This is a genomic window from Pseudomonas sp. ADAK2 TE3594, assembly GCF_053628675.1.
The window spans coordinates 5,881,847-5,904,265 of the sequence record NZ_JBRJGV010000001.1; the positions used below are offsets into that span (position 1 = coordinate 5,881,847).

21 protein-coding genes are annotated in these 22,419 nt (G+C 59.9%); 7 read left to right on the plus strand and 14 right to left on the minus strand.

From position 1 onward, the window contains the following. Positions 1-111: 111 nt before the first annotated feature. Positions 112-675 carry a chorismate--pyruvate lyase family protein gene (locus AB7M22_RS26515; protein WP_454188254.1) on the plus strand — a complete coding sequence of 188 codons (564 nt, stop codon included), beginning with the start codon at positions 112-114 and terminating at the stop codon, positions 673-675. Beyond that, positions 675-1,565 (plus strand): 4-hydroxybenzoate octaprenyltransferase, encoded by an 891-nt coding sequence (ubiA, locus tag AB7M22_RS26520; RefSeq protein ID WP_454188255.1) that lies wholly within the window; start codon positions 675-677, stop codon positions 1,563-1,565. The genes AB7M22_RS26515 and ubiA overlap by 1 nt, the downstream gene beginning before the upstream one ends. 57 nt (positions 1,566-1,622) lie before the next feature. Here the strand turns inward: ubiA and AB7M22_RS26525 are convergent, their stop codons facing one another. Continuing rightward, positions 1,623-2,000 carry a COG4315 family predicted lipoprotein gene (locus AB7M22_RS26525; RefSeq protein ID WP_454188256.1) on the minus strand — a complete coding sequence of 126 codons (378 nt, stop codon included), beginning with the start codon at positions 1,998-2,000 and terminating at the stop codon, positions 1,623-1,625. 152 nt (positions 2,001-2,152) lie between these two features. Here AB7M22_RS26525 and phoB point away from each other — a divergent pair, with 152 nt between their 5' ends. From phoB to AB7M22_RS26540, 3 genes are all read left to right on the plus strand, one after another. Next, positions 2,153-2,842, plus strand: coding sequence for a phosphate regulon transcriptional regulator PhoB (gene phoB, locus AB7M22_RS26530; protein WP_008007735.1), 690 nt, complete (start codon positions 2,153-2,155; stop codon positions 2,840-2,842). A 75-nt stretch (positions 2,843-2,917) separates the two neighbouring features. Beyond that, entirely contained in the window at positions 2,918-4,204 is a 1,287-nt protein-coding gene (gene phoR, locus AB7M22_RS26535; RefSeq protein WP_454188860.1) for a phosphate regulon sensor histidine kinase PhoR, read from the plus strand. A gap of 123 nt (positions 4,205-4,327) precedes the next feature. After that, on the plus strand, positions 4,328-5,668 hold the full coding sequence (locus AB7M22_RS26540; protein WP_008007739.1) for a hemolysin family protein: 1,341 nt from the start codon (positions 4,328-4,330) through the stop codon (positions 5,666-5,668). 114 nt (positions 5,669-5,782) lie between these two features. Here AB7M22_RS26540 and AB7M22_RS26545 read toward each other — a convergent pair whose 3' ends face one another. From AB7M22_RS26545 to AB7M22_RS26580, 8 genes are all read right to left on the minus strand, one after another. After that, positions 5,783-6,679, minus strand: coding sequence for a peptidoglycan DD-metalloendopeptidase family protein (locus AB7M22_RS26545; RefSeq protein WP_008007740.1), 897 nt, complete (start codon positions 6,677-6,679; stop codon positions 5,783-5,785). A gap of 207 nt (positions 6,680-6,886) precedes the next feature. Further along, positions 6,887-7,795, minus strand: coding sequence for a response regulator (locus AB7M22_RS26550; protein WP_454188257.1), 909 nt, complete (start codon positions 7,793-7,795; stop codon positions 6,887-6,889). Between the two features lie 168 nt (positions 7,796-7,963). Beyond that, positions 7,964-8,725, minus strand: coding sequence for a phosphate signaling complex protein PhoU (gene phoU / locus AB7M22_RS26555; protein ID WP_008073516.1), 762 nt, complete (start codon positions 8,723-8,725; stop codon positions 7,964-7,966). A gap of 71 nt (positions 8,726-8,796) precedes the next feature. Next, positions 8,797-9,630 (minus strand): phosphate ABC transporter ATP-binding protein PstB, encoded by an 834-nt coding sequence (pstB, locus tag AB7M22_RS26560; protein ID WP_007896484.1) that lies wholly within the window; start codon positions 9,628-9,630, stop codon positions 8,797-8,799. Positions 9,631-9,836: 206 nt separating this feature from the next. Then, complete coding sequence (pstA, locus tag AB7M22_RS26565; protein WP_454188258.1) at positions 9,837-11,507, minus strand: phosphate ABC transporter permease PstA; 1,671 nt, start codon at positions 11,505-11,507, stop codon at positions 9,837-9,839. A 15-nt stretch (positions 11,508-11,522) separates the two neighbouring features. Beyond that, positions 11,523-13,556, minus strand: a complete 2,034-nt coding sequence (locus tag AB7M22_RS26570; RefSeq protein WP_454188861.1) for an ABC transporter permease subunit — start codon at positions 13,554-13,556, stop codon at positions 11,523-11,525. Between the two features lie 490 nt (positions 13,557-14,046). Beyond that, positions 14,047-15,045 (minus strand): phosphate ABC transporter substrate-binding protein PstS family protein, encoded by a 999-nt coding sequence (locus AB7M22_RS26575; protein ID WP_454188259.1) that lies wholly within the window; start codon positions 15,043-15,045, stop codon positions 14,047-14,049. Between the two features lie 251 nt (positions 15,046-15,296). Next, positions 15,297-16,595, minus strand: coding sequence for an MFS transporter (locus tag AB7M22_RS26580; protein WP_454188260.1), 1,299 nt, complete (start codon positions 16,593-16,595; stop codon positions 15,297-15,299). A gap of 367 nt (positions 16,596-16,962) precedes the next feature. Between AB7M22_RS26580 and AB7M22_RS26585 the strand changes: the two genes are divergently transcribed. Both AB7M22_RS26585 and AB7M22_RS26590 read left to right on the plus strand, forming a co-directional pair. Next, on the plus strand, positions 16,963-17,367 hold the full coding sequence (locus tag AB7M22_RS26585) for an acyl-CoA thioesterase (RefSeq protein ID WP_007896491.1): 405 nt from the start codon (positions 16,963-16,965) through the stop codon (positions 17,365-17,367). A gap of 86 nt (positions 17,368-17,453) precedes the next feature. Continuing rightward, positions 17,454-18,353: a D-hexose-6-phosphate mutarotase gene (locus AB7M22_RS26590; protein ID WP_454188261.1), complete on the plus strand. Its 900-nt coding sequence runs from the start codon at positions 17,454-17,456 to the stop codon at positions 18,351-18,353. A gap of 117 nt (positions 18,354-18,470) precedes the next feature. Here AB7M22_RS26590 and AB7M22_RS26595 read toward each other — a convergent pair whose 3' ends face one another. From AB7M22_RS26595 to AB7M22_RS26615, 5 genes are all read right to left on the minus strand, one after another. Beyond that, entirely contained in the window at positions 18,471-19,007 is a 537-nt protein-coding gene (locus AB7M22_RS26595) for a DUF3299 domain-containing protein (protein ID WP_454188262.1), read from the minus strand. Positions 19,008-19,104: 97 nt separating this feature from the next. Continuing rightward, the gene (locus AB7M22_RS26600; protein ID WP_027926291.1) at positions 19,105-19,350 is read right to left on the minus strand and encodes a GlsB/YeaQ/YmgE family stress response membrane protein; all 246 of its coding nucleotides are present in this window, start codon (positions 19,348-19,350) and stop codon (positions 19,105-19,107) included. Positions 19,351-19,455: 105 nt separating this feature from the next. Continuing rightward, entirely contained in the window at positions 19,456-20,538 is a 1,083-nt protein-coding gene (locus tag AB7M22_RS26605) for a 5-(carboxyamino)imidazole ribonucleotide synthase (protein WP_008007760.1), read from the minus strand. 11 nt (positions 20,539-20,549) lie between these two features. Beyond that, entirely contained in the window at positions 20,550-21,041 is a 492-nt protein-coding gene (gene purE / locus AB7M22_RS26610) for a 5-(carboxyamino)imidazole ribonucleotide mutase (protein ID WP_003196369.1), read from the minus strand. 329 nt (positions 21,042-21,370) lie between these two features. Further along, positions 21,371-22,288: a LysR substrate-binding domain-containing protein gene (locus tag AB7M22_RS26615; RefSeq protein ID WP_007896502.1), complete on the minus strand. Its 918-nt coding sequence runs from the start codon at positions 22,286-22,288 to the stop codon at positions 21,371-21,373. Between the last annotated feature and the right edge of the window lie 131 nt (positions 22,289-22,419).

The window sequence follows — 22,419 nt, forward strand, 5'->3', positions numbered from 1 at the left end:
TCGCGCCCGGCAGATGCAAGCCTGTTCGGCGCAACGGCAGGCCGGATCAATCAAAATCGCCGTCTGACATGGTAAGCTCGCCGCCTCATTTGCTGCCAATAATGACTCACTGTGCCGCACTCAAAATTCCCCTCCCCGACGCCGCTCTGGCTCTCTCGAAGCCAACTGACGCCCCTCCCCGACACGTCTACGCTCGATTGGTTGTTCGATGAAGGATCGCTGACCCGGCGCTTGATCCGCTTGTCGAATGACGGTTTCAGCGTCACGCCGCTGTTTGAAGGCTGGCAACCGCTGCGCGCCGATGAATGTGCTGCGCTGGAGCTGGCCGAAGGCAGTGAGGGCTGGGTGCGCGAGGTGTATCTGCGCGGTCACGGTGAAGCCTGGGTGTTTGCCCGCAGCGTGGCGGCGCGTAGCGCGCTGCAAGGCGACGGGTTGCATATGGATGAATTGGGCAGCCGCTCTCTGGGCGAATTGCTGTTTTGCGATCAGGCGTTTCAACGCCGGGCCATCGAGGTTTGTCACTATCCTCAAGGATGGTTGCCGGTGGATGCCCAGGCGCCGGCACTATGGGGCCGGCGTTCGCGCTTCGACCGTGGCGCCCTGAGCGTGCTGGTGGCCGAGATCTTCCTGCCAACCTTGTGGAACGCCGCCCGCGCGCATCCGGAGAATTGCTGATGTACCAGAGCCTGCTCAAGTCCTTGAACCGCTTGAATCCTCGGGCCTGGGATTTCATTCAGCTGACCCGCATGGACAAGCCGATCGGCATTTATTTGCTGCTATGGCCAACGTTGTGGGCGCTCTGGATTGCCGGTGAAGGTTCGCCTTCATTGGCCAATATCGTGATTTTCGTGCTCGGCGTAGTACTGACCCGCGCCGGCGGTTGTGTGATCAACGATTGGGCAGACCGCAAGGTCGATGGCCACGTGAAACGCACCGAACAGCGGCCTCTGGTGAGCGGCAAGATCAGCTCGAAGGAAGCCCTGGTGTTCTTTGCTGTGCTGATGGGCGTGAGTTTCCTGCTGGTGCTGTGCACCAATGCGACGACGGTGTGGCTGTCGCTGGGCGGTTTGGCCCTGGCGTTCACCTATCCATTCATGAAGCGCTACACCTATTACCCGCAAGTGGTGCTAGGCGCGGCGTTCTCCTGGGGCATGCCCATGGCGTTCACCGCCGAAACCGGTGAACTGCCGGCAGCGGCCTGGTTGCTATGGATCGCCAACCTGTTGTGGACCGTGGGCTACGACACCTATTACGCCATGACCGATCGCGACGACGACCTGAAGATCGGGGTGAAATCCACGGCGATTCTGTTTGGCGACGCCGACAGGGCGATTATTTTGACCCTGCAAGGATTGGCGCTGGGTTGCCTGCTACTGGCGGGCTCGAAATTCCATCTCGGTGGCTGGTTCCACCTCGGGTTACTGGCGGCGGCCGGTTGTTTTGTGTGGGAGTTCCGGTACACCCGCAGCAAGGACCGGATGCGCTGCTTCCAGGCGTTTTTGCACAATCACTGGGCCGGGTTGGCGATTTTCGTGGGGATTGTGCTGGATTACGCGTTGCGCTGAAGGCAATGAGGGCAGATCCGCTCCCCGTGACCAAGTCCGAGGAGCGGATTACACGGGTCAGTGTTTCGGCATATGCCACATATCCTTGTACCCTTCGCCCTTCATATCGCCAGGCTTCATGTCCATTTTGTAGGTGTACATCGGCTTGCCGTCATAAGCCCATTGCATCGTGCCGTCATCACGCTTGATGATCGTCCATTCACCCTCGGCCTTGGCACCCGCTGGAGCCATCATCGGTGGCCACATCTTGGCGCAATCGGCATTACACATCGACTTACCGCCAGTGTCCTTGTCGAACGTGTAAACGGTCATGCCTTTGTGATCGACCATCATGCCGTCTTTCATCATGGCCGGTTCGGCGGCGAAGGCCAGGGACGGCAGCGTTAGCGCAGCCGTGACCAGCAGGGCCTTCCAGGATTGAGCAATGTGATTCATGGAAACCTTCCTCTTGTGGTTGTCAGGATTCGGACTTAGAGCTTAGTTCAGGATCACGACAATCGCAGGACGGCTAAAATACTGTCACACGACTGCAATAATTCCGTTATCTAATGCGGCGCAAGACAGTTAAATGACAAGAGGATTAAGGCATGGTTGGCAGGAGCATTCTGATCGTCGACGACGAAGCGCCCATTCGCGAAATGATCGCCGTTGCGTTGGAAATGGCCGGCTATGACTGCCTGGAGGCAGAGAACTCGCAGCAGGCCCATGCCATTATCGTCGACCGCAAACCGGACCTGATCCTGCTCGACTGGATGCTGCCCGGCACCTCCGGCATCGAACTGGCCCGCCGTCTCAAGCGCGATGAGCTGACCGGGGATATCCCGATCATCATGCTCACCGCCAAGGGCGAAGAGGACAACAAGATCCAGGGGCTGGAAGTCGGCGCTGATGACTACATCACCAAACCATTTTCCCCGCGAGAGCTGGTGGCGCGCCTGAAAGCCGTGCTGCGCCGAGCCGGTCCGACCGATGGCGAATCGCCAATCGAAGTCGGCGGCCTGCTGTTGGACCCGATCAGCCACCGCGTGACCATCGACGGCAAACCCGCCGAGATGGGCCCGACCGAGTACCGTTTGCTGCAATTTTTCATGACCCACCAGGAACGTGCCTACACCCGCGGCCAGTTGCTGGATCAGGTCTGGGGCGGCAATGTCTACGTTGAAGAGCGCACGGTCGATGTGCACATCCGTCGCCTGCGCAAAGCCCTCGGCGATGCCTACGAAAATCTGGTACAAACCGTGCGCGGCACCGGCTACCGGTTTTCCACCAAGGCCTGAGCCGACCGCCAGACTCGCTGACAAGGACGCATATTTTCCGTGAACCAAAACTGGCATGGCACCCTGATTCGCCACATGCTGTTGCTGGTCACCGCCTGCCTGGTGATCGGCCTGATTACCGGCTACTACGGCTGGAGCCTCGCCGTGGGCCTGGGCCTTTACCTGGCGTGGACCCTCAAGCAGTTGCTGCGCCTGCATGAATGGCTGCGCCTGCACAAACCCGATGAAGCACCGCCCGATGGCTATGGCCTGTGGGGCGAAGTGTTCGACAGTATCTACCACCTGCAACGTCGCGACCAACGGGTGCGCGGGCGCCTGCAAGCGGTGATCGACCGGGTCCAGGAATCCACCGCCGCGCTCAAAGACGCGGTGATCATGCTCGACAGCGATGGCAACCTGGAATGGTGGAACCGCGCCGCCGAAACCCTGCTTGGCCTCAAGACCCCGCAAGACAGCGGCCAACCGGTAACCAACCTCGTCCGCCATCCTCGCTTCAAGGAATACTTCGAGCAGGACAGCTATGCCGAACCGCTGGAAATTCCTTCGCCGATCAATGATCGCCTGCGCATTCAGCTGTACATCACCCGTTATGGCAACAACGAACACTTGATGCTGGTGCGCGACGTGACGCGTATCCATCAGCTGGAACAGATGCGCAAAGACTTCATCGCCAACGTGTCCCACGAACTGCGCACACCGCTGACGGTGATCTGCGGCTACCTGGAAACCCTGCTCGACAACGTCGAGGACGTGAACCCGCGCTGGACCCGTGCCCTGCAGCAGATGCAGCAGCAAGGCGGGCGCATGCAGACCTTGCTTAACGATTTGCTGCTGCTGGCCAAACTGGAAGCCACCGATTACCCGTCGGACAATCAACCGGTGTCCATCGACAGCCTGCTGCAATCGATCAAGGGCGACGCTCAACAACTGTCCGGTCAACGCAATCAGCACATCACCCTGGAAGCCGATCCGACGATTCTGCTCAAGGGCAGCGAAGCCGAATTGCGTAGCGCGTTTTCCAATCTGGTGTTCAACGCAGTGAAATACACCCCGGCCGATGGCAATATCCGCATTCGCTGGTGGGGTGACGATCAAGGCGCCCACCTGAGCGTGCAGGATTCGGGGATCGGCATCGACAGCAAACACTTGCCGCGCCTGACTGAACGCTTCTACCGCGTCGATTCCAGTCGCAACTCCAACACCGGCGGCACGGGGCTCGGCCTGGCGATCGTCAAACACGTGCTGCTGCGCCACCGCGCGCGGATGGAAATCAGCAGTGTGCCGGGCCACGGCAGTACGTTTACTTGCCATTTCGCCCCGGCGCAGGTGACTAAATCTCAGGTCATCAGCACTACCAACTGATACCGGCTAGCACGCGCCACTAGGCAATTGCCCGGTCAGCCGCTACATTGGCTGACTTGTGCCTGCCCTTCAGGCGCACTTTTTTCTTTCCTTTCGAATACACGGAACCCGCAAAACTCCATCATGGACCCTTCCCCTGGCTTGACCCTCGCGACACTCTTCGCCGATTTCGGCATGATTCTTTTTGCTCTGATCCTGGTTTTGCTCAACGGCTTTTTCGTTGCGGCGGAATTTGCCATGGTCAAATTGCGCTCGACCCGGGTCGAAGCCATCGCTGATAAAAACGGCTGGCGCGGACACATCCTGCGCACCGTTCACAGTCAGCTCGATGCTTACCTGTCAGCGTGCCAATTGGGTATCACCCTCGCCTCCCTCGGCCTCGGCTGGGTTGGTGAGCCGGCGTTCGCGCACATTCTCGAGCCGGTGCTGAGCGCCGTTGGCGTTGAGTCCGCCGAAGTGGTCAAAGGCGTGTCGTTCTTCACGGCGTTCTTCATCATTTCGTACTTGCACATCGTGGTCGGTGAACTGGCCCCGAAATCCTGGGCCATCCGCAAACCCGAGCTGTTGTCGCTCTGGACGGCCGTGCCGCTGTACCTGTTCTACTGGGCCATGTACCCGGCCATTTACCTGCTCAACGCCAGCGCCAACACGATCCTGCGGATCGCCGGCCAGGGTGAACCCGGCCCGCATCACGAGCACCATTACAGCCGTGAAGAACTGAAACTGATCCTGCACTCCAGCCGTGGCCAGGACCCGAGTGACCAAGGCATGCGCGTTTTGGCCTCGGCGGTGGAAATGGGCGAGCTGGAAGTGGTCGACTGGGCCAACTCCCGGGAAGACCTGGTGACGCTGGAGTTCAACGCGCCGCTCAAGGAAATTCTGGCGATGTTCCGTCGCCACAAGTTCAGCCGCTACCCGGTGTATGACAGCGAGCGCCAGGAGTTCGTCGGCCTGCTGCACATCAAGGATTTGCTGCTTGAATTGGCCGCACTGGATCACATTCCCGAGTCGTTCAACCTCGCCGAACTGACCCGGCCGCTGGAGCGCGTGTCTCGCCACATGCCGCTGTCGCAGTTGCTGGAACAGTTCCGCAAGGGTGGTTCGCATTTCGCTGTGGTCGAGGAAGCCGACGGTAACATCATCGGCTACCTGACCATGGAAGACGTGCTGGAAGTGCTGGTGGGCGACATTCAGGACGAACACCGCAAGGCCGAACGCGGGATCCTCGCGTATCAGCCGGGCAAACTGCTGGTGCGGGGCGATACACCGCTATTCAAAGTTGAACGCCTGCTGGGCATCGACCTGGACCACATCGAAGCGGAAACCCTCGCCGGGCTGGTCTACGAAACCCTGAAACGGGTGCCGGAAGAGGAAGAAGTGCTGGAAGTCGAAGGTTTGCGGATCATCATCAAGAAGATGAAAGGGCCGAAGATCATTTTGGCGAAGGTGTTGATGCTCGATTGATGCGCTGATCCAGATCCGCGTCGATCTCTTCGCGGGCAAGCCCGCTCCCACAAGGACTTACGCAGGACCTGTGGGAGCGGGCTTGCCCGCGATGGCGTTGGGTCTGGCAACCCATCACTGCTTGCCCAACGCAAAGTTGGGCAACGCGCCTACCGGTTGATTGAACTGGTACGGAATCGATACCAGCCCCAACCCGGTATTGCGCTGCACCACGAAGTGCAGGTGCGGGCCGCTGCTGTTGCCGGTGTTGCCCGACAGCGCCAGCGCACTGCCCACCGTCACTCGCTGACCTTCCCGTACGCTGACCGAACCTTTCTTGAGGTGCAGGTACACGCCCATGGTCCCGTCATCGTGCAATACCCGCACGAAATTGCCCGACGGATCGTTGCCGCGCCCGGTCTGGCCATTCTCGGTTTTCACCACCATCCCGCCGCGCGCCGCGATGATCGGCGTGCCTTCGGGCATGGCAATGTCCATCGCATAACGGTTCTTCGGCCCGTAGTGGCTGTATTGGCCATTGGCGCCCTGACTCAGCCGAAACGGCCCGCCACGCCAAGGCAGCGGGTATCGATAGGCCATGGCAGCCCCTGAGGGGTCACCCAGTGAATATTCGAACCTTGGGGTGTAGACCAACGGCTTTCCGGCCTTTGTCGCCTTGAGCAACGCCAGGCGAAGGTTGCTGCGCGCCGGCATGACCCGACGGATCGGTCGGCTCGGCGCGCCGCTGACGTTACTCAGCCCGGCAAAACTCAGCTCGATCTCGACCGGCGCATACAGATCGTTGCGCACGAACACACTGTCCATGCCCCTCTGCTTCTTGATATCGAGGTACACCTGCCGCTCAAGGCGCTCGACCATCCGGTCGCGAAAAACGAACACCTTCGCGCCTTTGGTGGGGCGATCGCTGTAAGAGACCACGCCACTGGCGTCGGTGGACCGATAAATCGTCATGGCCACAGCCGAGGTGGAGGCCATGAACAGACCACAGAAAAACAGCAGGCGCGCGAGCATGGGCAAGATTCTGTCGAGTAAGGCCTGGAAAAGAGCCTAGCAGCTGAAATGGACCAGCGTAGTCGACAGATGTTTCAGAATTGGCGGTTCAGGGGATGTGCGGTGCATTCGATGGCCCCTTCGCGGGCAAGCCTCGCTCCCACAGGTAAACGGTGAACCTGTAGGAGCGAGGCTTGCCCGCGAAGACGGACTGTCAGGCGGCGAAGATTACGCGCCCGGTACGAAATGCTTCTGCGCGGTGCCACGGGCGATCAGGCGGGAGATGTAGTCGAGCTTCTGCGCATCCTGGTCGACAAAGCGGAAGGTCAGTTGCAGCCACTCGCTATCAGGCTTCGGCTCGTGGGCGACGATGGCGTGCAGGTAGCCGTTGAGACGGGCGATTTCGGCGTTGTCGCCCTGCTCCAGGTCCAGTACGGCGCTGTCGAGGACTTGCGGCAGGGTGTCGGTGCGCTTCACCACCAGCAACGCTTCCTTGATGCTCAAGGCCTTGATCACGCATTGTTGAATGCCGCTCGGCAAGCGCAGCTGGCCTTGACCGCGCCCGCTGGCAGGCGCGGAAGCAGCGACCGGTGCCTTGACCGGCGGGCTGTTGAGCAAGCCGCGAGACGGTGCGGCAGCCGGGGCTGGTGCGGCGGCGACGACAGCAGCCTTGCCACCGGTCAACGCGCTCAGGGAATCGTTGCCGAACGCCGAGTTTATTTTGGTCGGCGCACCGCTCATCAAGGCGTCAAGTTTGCCGACCTTGTTCAGGGCCTGCTTGACCTTGGTCAGCAGTTGCTCGTTGGTGAACGGCTTGCTGACGTAGCCGGAAACGCCGGCCTGAATCGCCTGGACCACGTTCTCCTTGTCGCCACGGCTGGTCACCATCACGAAGGGCATGGTCTTGAGGTTGTCCTGCTCGCGGCACCAGGTCAGCAGTTCCAGACCAGACATTTCCGGCATTTCCCAGTCGCACAGGACGAGGTCGAACGCTTCCTTGGCCAGCATGGCCTGGGCCTTTTTGCCATTGATGGCATCTTCGGTCCGGATACCCGGGAAATAGTTACGCAGACACTTCTTTACCAGGTCACGAATGAACGCTGCATCGTCCACGACCAACACACTGATCTTGCTCATCCAACACCCCTTTAAAAATCCCGGCAAGCATAACGCTGGCTGATGGCACTTTGCCAAAACTCTTCAGTCACGCCGGGACTTTTCGTTCGCGGGTGCTGCTTTTCAATTCAAAAGCCACACAAACAAAAACGCCCAGCCAAAGGGCCGGGCGCTTTCCCAGGGGCAATCCTACTTATCGTCAGCTTTGCCCGGAACATTAGCGGTTTCGGCACTTGTGCCTTCAACTTCTTCTTTCATGCGCTTGAGGCCCAGGTGACGCACGTCGGTGCCGCGCACCAGGTAAATCACCAGTTCCGAGATATTGCGCGCATGGTCGCCGATCCGTTCCAGGGAACGCAGCACCCAGATAATGCTCAAGACCCGCGAGATAGAGCGCGGGTCTTCCATCATGTAGGTGGCCAGCTCGCGCAATGCAGTCTTGTATTCGCGGTCGATGATCTTGTCGTACTGCGCCACCGACAACGCCAGGTCGGCGTCGAAGCGGGCAAACGCGTCCAGGGCATCGCGAACCATGTTGCGCACTTGGTCACCGATGTGGCGAACCTCGACGTAACCGCGTGGGGCTTCGCCTTCTTCGCACAACTGAATGGCACGACGGGCGATCTTGGTGGCTTCATCACCAATGCGCTCCAGGTCGATCACCGACTTGGAGATGCTGATGATCAGACGCAAGTCCGACGCCGCCGGCTGACGACGGGCCAGAATGCGCAGGCATTCTTCATCGATGTTGCGTTCCATCTGGTTGATCTGGTCGTCGATCTCGCGCACTTGCTGGGCCAGGCCGGAGTCGGCCTCGATCAGCGCGGTGACCGCGTCGTTGACCTGCTTCTCGACCAGCCCGCCCATGGCCAGGAGGTGGCTGCGCACTTCCTCGAGCTCAGCGTTGAACTGCTGGGAGATGTGATGGGTAAGGCCTTCTTTACTAATCATGTTGGCGTCCTTGGAGCGTCCGGTAAGGTGCGGTGGACCGCAGCGTCAGTTCAGTGAGCAACAACCGCTTGCTAGCCGTAACGACCGGTAATGTAGTCTTCGGTCTGCTTCTTCGCCGGATTGGTGAACAGAGTATCGGTGTCGCCGAATTCCACCAGTTTGCCCATGTACATGAACGCCGTGTAGTCGGAAACCCGCGCGGCCTGTTGCATGTTGTGGGTCACGATAACAATGGTGAACTTGGATTTCAGTTCGTAGATCAGCTCTTCGACTTTCAGCGTGGAGATCGGATCGAGTGCCGAGCACGGTTCGTCGAGCAGCAGAACTTCCGGCTCCACAGCGATGGTGCGGGCAATCACCAGACGTTGCTGCTGACCACCGGACAGGCCAAGTGCCGACTCGTGCAGACGGTCTTTGACCTCATCCCACAGCGCCGCACCTTTCAACGCCCACTCGACAGCTTCGTCGAGAATGCGTTTCTTGTTGATGCCCTGGATGCGCAGACCGTAAACCACGTTTTCGTAGATGGTTTTCGGGAACGGGTTCGGCTTCTGGAACACCATGCCGACCCGGCGACGCAGCTCGGCCACGTCCTCGCCCTTGCGGTAGATGTTGTTGCCGTAGAGGTTGATCGCGCCTTCGACGCGGCAGCCGTCCACCAGGTCGTTCATGCGGTTGAAGGTGCGCAGCAGCGTGGACTTGCCGCAGCCGGACGGGCCGATGAAGGCCGTCACGCGCTGTTTCGGGATGTTCATGCTGACGTCGAACAGCGCTTGTTTGTCGCCGTAGAACAGGCTCAGGCCCGGCACTTCGATGGCCACGGTTTCCTGCTCGAGGCTCAGGCTCTGTTTGTCGCGGCCCAAGGCCGACATGTTGATGCCGTGAGTGTGTGCTTCGTGCTGCATGGGAGGCTCCCTGTGCTAACAAATTCGGTTCGTTGAACCGCTGGCTTGGTATTCGGGCCAGCGGCTTACTCAAAATCTCTGTCTGGCGCCGGTCCCTGTGGGAGCTGGCTTGCCTGCGATGGCATCACTGCGGTGTTACTGATAGACCGCGTCGTCTGCATCGCAGGCAAGCCAGCTCCCACAAGGGGCCGCGCCGACTTATAAATTTAACTATCCAGTGCTTTGTATTTTTCGCGCAGATGGTTACGGATATATACGGCCGACAAGTTGAGCGTGGCGATCACCAGCACCAGCAGCAGCGCCGTGGCGTACACCAGCGGCCGCGCGGCTTCGACGTTCGGGCTCTGGAAGCCGACGTCATAAATGTGGAAGCCCAAGTGCATGATCTTCTGGTCCAGGTGCAAGTACGGGTAGTTGCCATCCAGCGGCAGCGACGGCGCCAGTTTCACCACACCCACCAGCATCAGCGGCGCCACTTCACCGGCGGCACGGGCCACGGCGAGGATCATGCCGGTCATCATCGCCGGGCTGGCCATCGGCAGCACGATCTTCCACAAGGTTTCGGCCTTGGTCGCGCCGAGGGCCAACGAGCCTTCACGCACGGTGCGAGGAATCCGCGCCAGGCCTTCTTCGGTGGCCACGATCACTACCGGCACAGCCAGCAGTGCCAGGGTCAGCGAGGCCCAAAGCAGGCCCGGCGTACCGAAGGTCGGTGCCGGCAGTGCTTCAGGGAAGAACAACCGGTCGACCGAACCGCCGAGCACGTAGACGAAGAAGCCCAGACCGAACACGCCGTAAACGATGGCCGGAACACCCGCCAGGTTGTTCACCGCGATGCGGATCAAGCGAGTCATCGGCCCCTGACGTGCATATTCACGCAGGTAGACCGCCGCCAGCACGCCGAACGGCGTCACGATCATCGCCATGATCAGGGTCATCATCACAGTGCCGAAAATCGCCGGGAAAATCCCGCCTTCGGTGTTGGCTTCACGCGGGTCGTCACTGAGGAATTCCCAGACCTTGCTGAAGTAGAAGCCGATCTTGGTGAAGGTGCCCATGGCGTTCGGCTGGTAGGCGTGAACCACTTTACCGATACCGATTTCGACTTCTTTGCCGTTCGCGTCGCGAGCGGTCAGGCTGTCGCGGTTGAACTGAGCGTGCAGATCATTCAGACGCGTTTCGATTTCCTGATAACGGGCATTCAGCTCGGCGCGCTCGGACTCCAGGTCCGCTTGAGCGGCAGCGTCGAGATGGCCGGCCAGTTCCAGTTTGCGACCCTGCAGACGGATACGCTCGAGACCGGCGTTGATCGCGCCGATGTCGACCTTTTCCAGGGTCTTGAGCTGTGCGGCGAGCTGGTTGACACGATCGACACGCGCCTGCAACTCAGTCCATGCGGCCTCACCTTCAGCGATGACCTTGCCGTCCTGTTTGACGTTGACCAGGTAGCCATAGAAGTTGCCCCACTCGCGACGCTCGATGGTCATCAGCTCAGGCGGGGTTTTCTGGTTGGTCAGCCACTCGCCGACAATCCAGGTGAAGTCGGTGCCGTTCAGATCACGGTTGCCGACCTTGATCAGCTCACGGGTCATGAACTCCGGGCCCTGATCGGGCACCGGCAGGCCAGCGCTTTTCAGGCGCTCGCGTGGCACTTCTTCCTTCTGCACCACTTCACCGATGACAAGGTGGTTGGCCTGGCCCGGCACGTCATAACTGGCGTGGATCAGGTCCGCCGGCCAGAAGTGACCCAGACCGCGCACGGCAATCACCGCCAGCAGGCCAATGGTCATGATGACCGCAATGGACACCGCGCCACCGCTGATCCAGACGCCGGGGGCGCCGCTCTTGAACCATCCATTCAGGGAGTTCTGTTTCACAGACTTCTACCTTTCTTAAAGCGACGAGTATTTCTTGCGCAGACGCTGACGAATCAGTTCCGCGAGGGTGTTCATGATGAAGGTGAACAACAGCAGCACCAGCGCCGAGAGGAACAGCACGCGGTAGTGGCTGCCGCCGACTTCCGATTCGGGCATTTCCACAGCAACGTTGGCCGCCAGGGTGCGCAGGCCTTCGAACAGGTTCATTTCCATGACCGGGGTGTTACCGGTGGCCATCAGCACGATCATGGTTTCACCGACCGCACGGCCCATGCCGATCATCAGTGCAGAGAAGATGCCCGGGCTGGCGGTGAGGATCACCACGCGAGTCATGGTCTGCCACGGTGTGGCACCGAGGGCCAGGGAGCCCAGGGTCAGGCCGCGAGGCACGCTGAACACGGCGTCTTCGGCGATGGAGTAGATGTTCGGGATCACCGCGAAGCCCATGGCCAGACCGACCACCAGAGCGTTGCGCTGGTCGTAGGTGATGCCAAGGTCGTGGGAGATCCACATGCGCATATCGCCGCCGAAGAACCAGGTTTCCATGTACGGGCTCATGTACAGCGACAGCCAGCCCACAAACAGAATCACCGGGATCAGGATTGCGCTTTCCCAGCCGTCCGGCACTTTCAGGCGGATGGACTCAGGCAGGCGACTGAAGACGAAACCCGCCACCAGAATGCCGATCGGCAGGAGCATCAGCAGGCTGAAGATGCCGGGCAAATGCCCTTCCACATACGGCGCCAGGAACAGGCCGGCGAAGAAACCGAGGATCACCGTCGGCATCGCTTCCATCAACTCGATCACCGGTTTGACCTTGCGACGCATGCCCGGAGCCATGAAGTACGCGGTGTAGATCGCTGCGGCGACGGCCAGTGGCGCGGCCAGCAGCATCGCGTAGAACGCAGCTTTCAGGGTACCGAAGGTCAGCGGCGAGAGGCTCAGCTTGGGTTCGAAGTCGGTGTTGGCCGCAGTCGATTGCCAGACGTATTTAGGCTCGTCGTAGTTCTCGTACCAGACCTTGCTCCACAACGCGCTCCACGAGACTTCCGGGTGCGGGTTGTCGAGCAGCAACGGTTGCAGCTTGCCGCCCTGCTCCACAATCACGCGGTTGGCCCGTGGCGACAGGCCGAACAGGCCTTGGCCGTCGACCACCTGGTCCACCAGCAAGGTGCGGTGGGCGGTGCTGTGGAACACCCCGAGTTTGCCGGACGCGTCGAGGGCAACGAAGCCTTTACGACGTTCTTCGGCGGTGATTTCAACGATCGGCGCAGTGCCCATCTGGAAAGTACGAATCTGCTTCAGACGCAGCTCGCCATCCGGGTCGCGGGCCATGAACCACTGGGCGAGACCACCCTTGGAGTTGCCGACGATCAGCGAGATGCCGCCCAGCAATTGAGTGCTGGCGGTCACTTCGGCATTGCCATCTTCGAGCAACTTGTAGCGCCCGTTGAGGCTCTTGTCGCGCAGGCTGAAGACGTCGGCCTGAGCGCGACCATTGACCACGTACAACCACTGCTGACGCGGGTCGACGAAGATGTTCTTCACCGGCTCGGTCATTTGCGGCAGTTCGATGCGTTTCTGCTCGTTGGTGACTTCGCCGGTCATCATGTTTTCTTCGCTGGTCAGCGACATCACATGCAGCTGCGCACCGGTGGAGCCGGCCAGCAGCAGGGTCGAATCGGTAGCGTTGACGCTGACGTGCTCCAGGGCACCACCCGCCTCGTTCAGCGCGACCGGCGCTTCACCGTACGGGTACTCGATGGCCGGCGAGATGGTTTTCTTGCCTTCCGGGTAGCTGACTTTATAGGTGTGACGGAACACCAGGACCTGGCCGTTGGACAAACCCACCGCAACCAATGGATGGCCGGGTTGGTCTTCACCGATGGAGGTCACGCTGGTGCCGGCCGGGATCGGCAGGTCGACGCGGCGCAGTTCGGCGCCGGTATCGATATCAAAGAACAATGCCTGGCCGTTGTCGGAAACCCGCATGGCAACCTGGTTCTGTTCTTCGAGGGAGATCATCAGCGGCTTGCCGGCATCTTGCATCCAGGCGGGTGTGATGGCGTCTTTGGCGGTCAGGTCGGCACCCTGGAACAGCGGCGCGACGACATAACCGAGGAAGAAAAAGATCAGGGTGATCGCGCCAAGAACGGCGAGGCCGCCGACGAGGACGTACCAGCGGGTCAGGCGATCTTTCAGCGCACGAATACGGCGCTTGCGTTGCAGCTCAGGCGTATTGAAGTCAATTCGCTTGGGGGGATTTGTAGTCATGGTGGAGTTGGCCAGATCATTCATGCGCACACCCTAGCGATCCTGTATGACAGAAAGATGACAATGCAGTGACGCAACAAATCCGCCGCCAGCGGGAACTGGCAGTGGATCGGAAATTTGGGGGCCGGTATTTACCGGCATTTGTAGGAGCGAGGCTTGCCCGCGAAGGGGTCGTTACATTCAACATCAATGTTGACTGACCCGCCGCTTTCGCGGGCAAGCCTCGCTCCTACGCAGGTCCGGGGTTTAGTCCGGACCTAGGGTTTTACTTTTTTACTACGTTGTTGCCTTCTTGCAGACCCAGGTCAGCCAGTGCTTTTGCAGCAACCTTGGCTGGCAGCGGGATGTAGCCGTCTTTCACAACCACTTCCTGACCCTGTTTGGACAGAATCAGTTTCACGAACTCGGCTTCCAGCGGGGCCAGAGGCTTGTTCGGGGCCTTGTTGACATACACGTAGAGGAAACGCGACAGCGGATACTTGCCGTTCAGGGCGTTCTCTTCGGTGTCTTCGATGAACTCAGTGGTGCCTTTCTTGGCCAGGGCCACGGTTTTCACGCTGGCGGTCTTGTAGCCGATGCCCGAGTAACCGACGCCGTTCAGCGAGGAGCTGATCGACTGCACGACCGAAGCCGAGCCTGGTTGTTCGTTGACGTTTGGCTTGTAGTCGCCTTTGCACAGGGCTTCTTCTTTGAAGTAGCCATAAGTGCCGGATACCGAGTTACGACCGAACAGTTGCACTGGCTTGTTGGCCAGGTCGCCGGTCACACCCAGGTCGCCCCAGGTTTTTACGTCGGTTTTAGCGCCGCACAGACGAGTGGACGAGAAGATCGCGTCGACTTGTTCCATGGTCAGGTGCTGGATCGGGTTGTCTTTGTGTACAAAGATTGCCAGGGCGTCTACTGCAACCGGGATAGCGGTTGGCTTGTAGCCGTACTTCTGCTCGAAGGCAGCCAGTTCGGTGTCCTTCATCTTGCGGCTCATCGGGCCCAGGTTAGCGGTGCCTTCAGTCAGCGCAGGTGGCGCAGTGGCGGAGCCAGCGGCCTGAATCTGGATGTTTACGTTCGGGTATTCTTTTTTGTAGTTCTCAGCCCACAGGGTCATGAGGTTGGCCAGGGTATCGGAGCCGACGCTGGACAGGTTGCCCGACACACCAGTGGTCTTGGTGTAGCTCGGGATCGACGGGTCAACAGCGGCAACCGCGTTGGCAGTCGCAACGCCAGCAGCGACAAAAGTCATTGCCGCCATCAAACGCTTCAGTTTCATGCCTTACTCCTAGCAGATAGGTGTGTTAAGTCGGGGCCAAGTATCAGCAGGCCGTGTGAACACTCTATGGCTGAAATATGACAATTGGATGAAAGGCCAGTATTTGATTTTTTCGCAGGCAGACCGCGTTATCGTTCTTCGCGGGCAAGCCTCGCTCCTACAGGTCATGCATCAATTTTGAAATGAGGCTAATCCTGTAGGAGCGAGGCTTGCCCGCGAAGGCGTCGGTGCAGACGTTGCAAAAAGTCGGCTTAGCGACCTTTCTTCCAGAGATATCCACCCACCACAATCCCGACACCACAAATGATCGCCACATAATAGGCCGGCCCCATCGGGCTTTCCTTCAAGAGCAACGTCACCACCATCGGCGTCAGGCCACCGAAAATCGCGTAAGCCAGGTTGTAGGAAAACGACAACCCGCTGAACCGCACCACCGCCGGGAAGGCTTTGACCATCACATACGGCACCGCACCGATGGTCCCGACCAGCAGACCGGTCAGGGCATACATCGGGAACAGCCAGTCGGGATGGTTGAACAGGCTGTGATAGAACGTCCACGAACTGATCAGTAGCGCGGCGCTACCGAACAGGAACACCCGGCCAGCGCCGAAGCGGTCAGCCAATGCACCGGAGGCCACACAGCCCAGGCTCAGGAACACGATCGCCAGGCTGTTGGCCTGCAACGCGGTAGTCGGCGCGAAGTGGTAAACGGTCTGCAGCACGGTCGGGGTCATGAGAATGACCACGATGATGCCGGCGGACAGCAGCCAGGTCAGCAGCATGGAAATCAGAATCGCACCGCGATGGTCACGTAACACGGCGCGCAGCGGCACTTCCTCGGCCAGGGCCTTGCGCAATTGCAGCTCGGCGAACACCGGGGTTTCGTGGAGCCAGCGGCGCAGGTAGACCGAGAACAGGCCAAATACACCGCCTAGCAGGAACGGTATCCGCCAGGCGTAATCCGAGACTTCAACCGGTGTGTAAATGCTGTTGATTGCGGTGGCGACCAATGAGCCCAAAAGAATACCGGCGGTCAGACCGCAGGTCAGCGTGCCGCAGGCATAACCGATGTGCCGCTGCGGCACGTGTTCGGAAACGAATACCCAAGCCCCAGGCACCTCACCGCCAATCGCCGCGCCCTGGATCACCCGCATCAGCAGCAACAGGATCGGCGCCCACATACCTATCTGCGCATAAGTTGGCAGCAAGCCCATGATCAGGGTCGGCACGGCCATCATGAAAATGCTCAAGGTGAACATCTTCTTGCGCCCCAGCAGATCACCGAAGTGCGCCATGACGATGCCGCCCAGCGGCCGCGCCAGGTAGCCGGCGGCGAAGATGCCGAACGTCTGCATCAGGCGCAGCCACTCGGGCATGTCGGCAGGGAAGAACAGTTTGCCGACCACCGTGGCGAAGAACACAAAGATGATGAAGTCGTAAAACTCCAACGCGCCGCCCAAGGCAGACAGCGATAACGTCTTATAGTCGTTGCGGGTCAGCGGACGTGAGGATTGGGTGGGCTGCGCGATGCTCGAGGGCGCTGTGGTCATGGCAAGGGCTTCTCTTATAGTCGGATCTGCAACCTCAACAACGCTGGCGGAGGCTTGGGCAGGTTCGGCACGATAGCAAATTGTTCGAAAAAGCACATAGAGGCGCGTATTTGACGGTCGAAATGAGAACCGGACGGTCGTCTCGGAGTCTACCGATCGATATACTCCCAATATTGCAACGGCTTGCAAGGGGTTGCTGTGCGAAACCGTCGTTGGCATCCGTCAGCCGATTTCGCAGAGTTTCCCTTTAGGCGCCTTACGAAAAACGTGACGAACGTAGTATGTTCGGGGCTGAATCGTTTTTCTTAGAGACGGCTATTCAACCTGAAGTACCAATGAAGAGTCACGGGTCAGAGGCACCCCCGGCATGATAGAGCTCGAACAAGAAGATCCAATCCCGCAAGGCGACCTGGCCCTGCAAATCACCGCGCTTCCACGCGAAACCAATGGCTTTGGCGATATTTTCGGCGGCTGGCTGGTGGCGCAGATGGATTTGGCCGGCACCGCAATGGCCAGCAAGGTTGCTGGTGGTCGCGTAGCCACCGTTGCGATCGATCGCATGGCGTTCCTGGTGCCGGTAGCGGTGGGTGCTCAGCTCTCCTTCTATACCCAGGCCCTGGAAATCGGCCGCAGCTCGATTCAGATGATGGTCGAAGTCTGGAGCGACGATCCACTGTCCAGCGAATGGCGCAAAGTCACCGAAGCCGTCTTCGTGTTCGTCGCCATCGACGGCAGCGGCCGCACTCGTTCGGTTCCGCCTAGAGCTCGTTAAACCAGAGCCGGTAAAAAACGGTGCGTTAAACCCGGCGACCGTTTTGCGGTCCATTGCAGTCATTGTTCCTGATCGAGAGTTGCCCCATGAGCACGCCCAACGTTGAAGCCGTGAAACTGGATGAACTGAACTGCTGGCGCATCCGCCACGGTCAGGCCGAATTGCTGGTGGCCCAGCAAGGCGCGCACATCCTCAGTTATCAACTGGCTGGCGAGCCGCCGCTGATCTGGCTCAACGACGAGGCGGTGTTCAAGACCGGCAAGAGCATCCGCGCCGGTGTGCCGGTGTGCTGGCCGTGGTTCGGTAACCTGTCGCGCAACCCGCAAAGTGTCCAGGCCATGCGCGTCAGTCAGGATCCACCGACCGCCCACGGGCTGGTGCGGGCAATGGACTGGGAACTGGGCAGCATCGAAACCGAGGGCGAAAGCCTGAAAGTGGAATTTGTCCTGCCCTACCCCGAAGGCGGCCTGCCAGGCTGGCCGCATCAGGTGGGCTTGAAGCTGAGCATTCGTCTGGATGAGCAGTTACACATCAGCCTGACGAGCGAGAACAAGGGCGCTGAAAACGTCACCATCAGCCAGGCTTTGCACAGCTATTTCGCGGTCAGCGATGTGCGCGACGTACATGTCGAAGGGCTGGATGGCTTGAGCTATATCGAAACCCTGGACGACTGGAAAACCGTCACCCAGACCGGTGATCTGCATTTTACCGGCGAGACTGACCGCATCTATCTCAATACCCCGCCGAAGCTGAGCATTGTTGACCCACACTGGGAACGACGCATAGAACTGACCAGCAGCGGTTCGCGTTCAGCGGTGATCTGGAACCCCTGGGTCGACCGCGCCGCGGCATTCAGCGACATGGCCGACGATGGCTGGCAGCGCATGCTGTGCATTGAAACGGCGAATGTGATGGGGGATGTGGTGACGCTGGCACCGGGGACGAGCCATACCCTGGGCGTGAGCATCGCCAGCAAACCTCTCTAAGCAACACCACAACCCCAATGTGGGAGCGAGCCTGCTCGCGATGAGGTCATAACATCCAACATCAATATTGGCTGTTACACCGTCATCGCGAGCAGGCTCGCTCCCACATTTAAAAACCTACAAATCCGACTCTTTGACCACCCGCACCTGCGCTGCATCCAGCGCATACGCCGCATCCGCCAGGTCGTTGTTGACCTTCTCGATCTTCAACGTGCCCGTCACCCACAGCGGCGTGTAGATATCGTTCAGCTTCAAGCCTTGTGGATAACGCACCAGCACCAACTGGTTTGGTGGCGGTGGCGGCACGTGGATGCAAGCGCCCGGGTACGGCACGAGGAAGAACAACGTGCTGCGGCCCTTGGCGTCGGATTCCAGCGGTACCGGATAACCGCCAATACGGATGTGCTTGTCGTTCATCGACGGCACGGTTTTGGTCGAGTACATCACCGCCGGCAAGCCCTTGCTCTGCTTCATGCCACCCTTTTGGGTAAAGGTGCCGTTGGCTTCCGGGGAGTTGTGGTCGATTTCGGGCATGGCCTCGAGGGCTTTCTGGTCCGACTTGGGCATCAGTTCGAGCCAGTCGGTTTCCGGCAGTTCGCCGGCATGGGCCAAACCACTGCCCAGGAAGAGAAGAGTCAACAGAAGACGGCGCATGAAAGTGCTCGGCAAAGGATAGGACAATGTGACGATGGCAACGCCGAGCATTCTAGCCCTCTCCGGCGATGGCGCAGAGAGGGCTTTGTCACTTCAATCAGTTCTTTTTTATCAGGCCGTAGATCACCAGCAATACCACCGCGCCCACCAGCGCACCGATGAAACCTGCACCTTCGCCAGCGTGGTAAATGCCCAGGGCCTGGCCGCCGTAAGTGGCCGCCAGCGAACCGCCGATACCGAGCAGGATGGTCATGATCCAGCCCATGCTGTCATCGCCCGGTTTCAAAAACCGAGCCAGCAGGCCGACGATCAAGCCGATAAAGATGGTTCCGATAATTCCCATGGCATTTCCCTCTGATTGAATGGCTATGCGAAAGCCTAGACAGACTTTGGCATCCTGCCATCAGAGAACGGCGGCCCCTGAAGGTTCCGCCGCTGCCACATGAAACTATTCGGCGATGAGCGCTTCGACCTTGAGGATCTGCGCAGCCAACGTTTCACGGTCTGCACAACGCAGGTTGGCGTGCCCGACCTTGCGACCGACCTTGAACGCCTTGCCGTAGTGATGCAGATGGCAGTCATCGATCGCAATCACTTTCTCTACTGGCGGCACGACACCGATGAAGTTGAGCATCGCGCTCTCGCCGACCTTGGCAGTCGAACCCAGTGGCAAACCGGCAACGGCCCGCAGGTGGTTTTCGAACTGGCTGCACTCGGCGCCTTCGGTGGTCCAGTGCCCGGAGTTGTGCACGCGCGGGGCGATTTCGTTGGCCTTGAGGCCACCGTCGACTTCAAAGAACTCGAACGCCATCACGCCGACGTACTCCAGCTGCTTGAGTACCCGGCTGGAGTAATCTTCAGCCAACGCTTGCAGCGGGTGATCGGTGCTGGCCACGGACAGCTTGAGAATGCCGCTGTCGTGGGTGTTGTGAACCAGCGGATAGAACCTGGTTTCGCCATCGCGGGCACGCACGGCAATCAGCGAGACTTCGCCAGTGAACGGCACGAAACCTTCCAGCAGGCAGGCAACGCTGCCCAGCTCGGCGAAAGTGCCGACAACGTCTTCAGGCTTGCGCAGGACTTTCTGGCCCTTGCCGTCGTAACCCAGGGTGCGGGTTTTCAGCACGGCCGGCAGACCGATCGAAGCCACGGCGGCGTCCAGATCGGCTTGCGACTGGATGTCGGCGAACGCGGGGGTCGGAATCCCCAGGTCCTTGAACATGCTCTTTTCGAACCAGCGATCACGAGCGATGCGCAGCGCTTCGGCGCTCGGGTACACCGGGACGAATTGCGACAGGAATGCCACGGTTTCAGCCGGGACGCTTTCGAACTCGAAGGTCACCAGATCGACTTCATCGGCCAGCTGACGCAGGTGATCCTGATCGCCGTAATCGGCCCGCAGGTGTTCGCCCAACGCGGCTGCGCAAGCATCCGGCGCCGGGTCCAGGAAAGCGAAGTTCATGCCCAGCGGAGTGCCCGCCAGCGCCAACATGCGACCCAACTGGCCGCCACCGATTACACCGATTTTCATCGTCAACAACCTCAGGCGATGCGTGGGTCTGGATTGTCCAGGACGCTGTCTGTCTGCTCAGCGCGGAATTTCTTCAACACGGTATGAAATTGCGGATGCTTGGCGCCCAGGATGCTCGCCGAGAGCAGCGCTGCGTTGATCGCGCCAGCTTTGCCGATGGCCAGGGTGGCGACCGGAATGCCCGCGGGCATCTGCACGATAGACAGCAGCGAATCGACGCCCGAGAGCATCGAAGACTGCACCGGCACGCCCAGCACCGGCAGGTGGGTCTTGGCCGCACACATGCCTGGCAGGTGGGCCGCGCCACCGGCACCGGCGATGATCACCTCGATGCCACGGGCCTCAGCCTCTTCGGCGTACTGGAACAGCAGGTCCGGGGTGCGGTGGGCAGAGACCACTTTCACCTCGTAAGGGATGCCGAGCTTTTCCAGCATATCGGCGGTGTGGCTAAGGGTGGACCAATCGGACTTGGAGCCCATGATCACGCCAACCAGTGCGCTCATCGTCGTGCCTCTTCTCTCTGGGCGCCCGCAGGCGCGTCAAAAAACAACAAGCCACGCAGAATGCGTGGCTTGATTGTACGAATTAAGGCCAGGTAAAACCGGCCGAAGGCCGCGCAGTATACCTCAATGAAGCAGATAAACAGCCCCCGATGCGACCATCTGTCATACGGCGCAAAGTGCCGGTTTTATTGACCTCAAGGTCAATCAAATCCACCACAAATCCCTGTGGGAGCTGGCTTGCCTGCGATGAGGCCGGCATGGCAAACAATGATGTTGCCTGACACGCCGCAATCGCGGGCAAGCCCGCTCCCACAGGGTTTTCATTGTTCTCAGGAACCCGTTGTGCCTTGGGCCGTGCCGCCCTCCAGTTTGCGCCAGAGCAACCGCACATTGGCCTTGCGCACCAGCGCGCAGCGATACAGACGAATTTCCAGTGGCACATGCCATTGCGGACCGCCGCAGACCACCAACTCACCGCGAGCCAGTTCGGCGCGCACGCTCAGTTGCGGTACCCAGGCGATGCCCAGGCCTTCCAGCGCCATGCTTTTCAGGCTGTCGGCCATGGCGGTTTCGTAAATAGTGGTGAATCGCAGCGCCCGCTGGCGCAACAGCATGTTCACCGAACGCCCAAGAAACGCACCGGCGCTGTAGGCCAATAGCGGCACACTGGCCTCGCCCTCCAGGTCGAACAACGGTTTGCCATCGGCATCGGCGGCGCAGACCGGAAGCATTTCGGTGTCCCCCAGGTGCAGCGACGGGAAAATCTCCGGGTCCATTTGCATCGCTGCGTCCGGATCATAGAACGCCAGCATCAGATCGCAGCCGCCTTCGCGCAACGCGTGCACCGCATCGCCAACGTTGGTAGCCACCAGTCGCGTGGCGATGTTCAGCCCTTCATTACGCAATTGCGCGATCCAGCGCGGGAAGAAACCCAGCGCCAGGGAGTGAGCGGCGGCAACCTGCATCACCTCGCCCTGCCCGCCTTCCAGGTGATGAAGATGACGCAGTACTTCGCCCAGCTGTTCGACCACGGTTCGCGCGGTGACGAGAAACAGCTGCCCCGCCGCCGTCAACTCGACCGGTGTCCGGGAGCGATTGACCAGCGTCAGCCCCAACGCGGCTTCAAGGCTGCGGATCCGCCGGCTGAATGCAGGCTGGGTCACGAAGCGTCTTTCCGCCGCCTGGGAGAAGCTGCGGGTAGCGGCCAGAGCACTGAAGTCCTCGAGCCATTTGCTTTCCAGATTCATCACGCCCTCCCGGACACGCACCAATTTAGGTCACACGTTCGCCGCGCACGCGGCGTCACATGGGCATTATGCCGAATGCGCATAGGCTAGTGTTTAACAGCATTGGCCCAAAATTCTTCACAAGCCTAGCA

Bases quoted from the DNA above. Each gene is read 5' to 3' on its own strand.
- AB7M22_RS26545 (WP_008007740.1), bottom strand. From the start codon at position 6,679: ATGCTCGCGCGCCTGCTGTTTTTCTGTGGTCTGTTCATGGCCTCCACC.
- AB7M22_RS26580 (WP_454188260.1), bottom strand. From the start codon at position 16,595: ATGACCACAGCGCCCTCGAGCATCGCGCAGCCCACCCAATCCTCACGT.
- phoR (WP_454188860.1), top strand. From the start codon at position 2,918: ATGCTGTTGCTGGTCACCGCCTGCCTGGTGATCGGCCTGATTACCGGC.
- AB7M22_RS26570 (WP_454188861.1), bottom strand. From the start codon at position 13,556: ATGCAAGATGCCGGCAAGCCGCTGATGATCTCCCTCGAAGAACAGAAC.
- AB7M22_RS26605 (WP_008007760.1), bottom strand. From the start codon at position 20,538: ATGAAAATCGGTGTAATCGGTGGCGGCCAGTTGGGTCGCATGTTGGCG.
- AB7M22_RS26595 (WP_454188262.1), bottom strand. From the start codon at position 19,007: ATGCGCCGTCTTCTGTTGACTCTTCTCTTCCTGGGCAGTGGTTTGGCC.
- phoU (WP_008073516.1), bottom strand. From the start codon at position 8,725: ATGATTAGTAAAGAAGGCCTTACCCATCACATCTCCCAGCAGTTCAAC.
- AB7M22_RS26590 (WP_454188261.1), top strand. From the start codon at position 17,454: ATGAGCACGCCCAACGTTGAAGCCGTGAAACTGGATGAACTGAACTGC.
- AB7M22_RS26525 (WP_454188256.1), bottom strand. From the start codon at position 2,000: ATGAATCACATTGCTCAATCCTGGAAGGCCCTGCTGGTCACGGCTGCG.
- purE (WP_003196369.1), bottom strand. From the start codon at position 21,041: ATGAGCGCACTGGTTGGCGTGATCATGGGCTCCAAGTCCGATTGGTCC.
- phoB (WP_008007735.1), top strand. From the start codon at position 2,153: ATGGTTGGCAGGAGCATTCTGATCGTCGACGACGAAGCGCCCATTCGC.
- AB7M22_RS26575 (WP_454188259.1), bottom strand. From the start codon at position 15,045: ATGAAACTGAAGCGTTTGATGGCGGCAATGACTTTTGTCGCTGCTGGC.
- AB7M22_RS26585 (WP_007896491.1), top strand. From the start codon at position 16,963: ATGATAGAGCTCGAACAAGAAGATCCAATCCCGCAAGGCGACCTGGCC.
- AB7M22_RS26550 (WP_454188257.1), bottom strand. From the start codon at position 7,795: ATGAGCAAGATCAGTGTGTTGGTCGTGGACGATGCAGCGTTCATTCGT.
- ubiA (WP_454188255.1), top strand. From the start codon at position 675: ATGTACCAGAGCCTGCTCAAGTCCTTGAACCGCTTGAATCCTCGGGCC.
- AB7M22_RS26600 (WP_027926291.1), bottom strand. From the start codon at position 19,350: ATGGGAATTATCGGAACCATCTTTATCGGCTTGATCGTCGGCCTGCTG.
- pstB (WP_007896484.1), bottom strand. From the start codon at position 9,630: ATGCAGCACGAAGCACACACTCACGGCATCAACATGTCGGCCTTGGGC.
- AB7M22_RS26615 (WP_007896502.1), bottom strand. From the start codon at position 22,288: ATGAATCTGGAAAGCAAATGGCTCGAGGACTTCAGTGCTCTGGCCGCT.
- AB7M22_RS26540 (WP_008007739.1), top strand. From the start codon at position 4,328: ATGGACCCTTCCCCTGGCTTGACCCTCGCGACACTCTTCGCCGATTTC.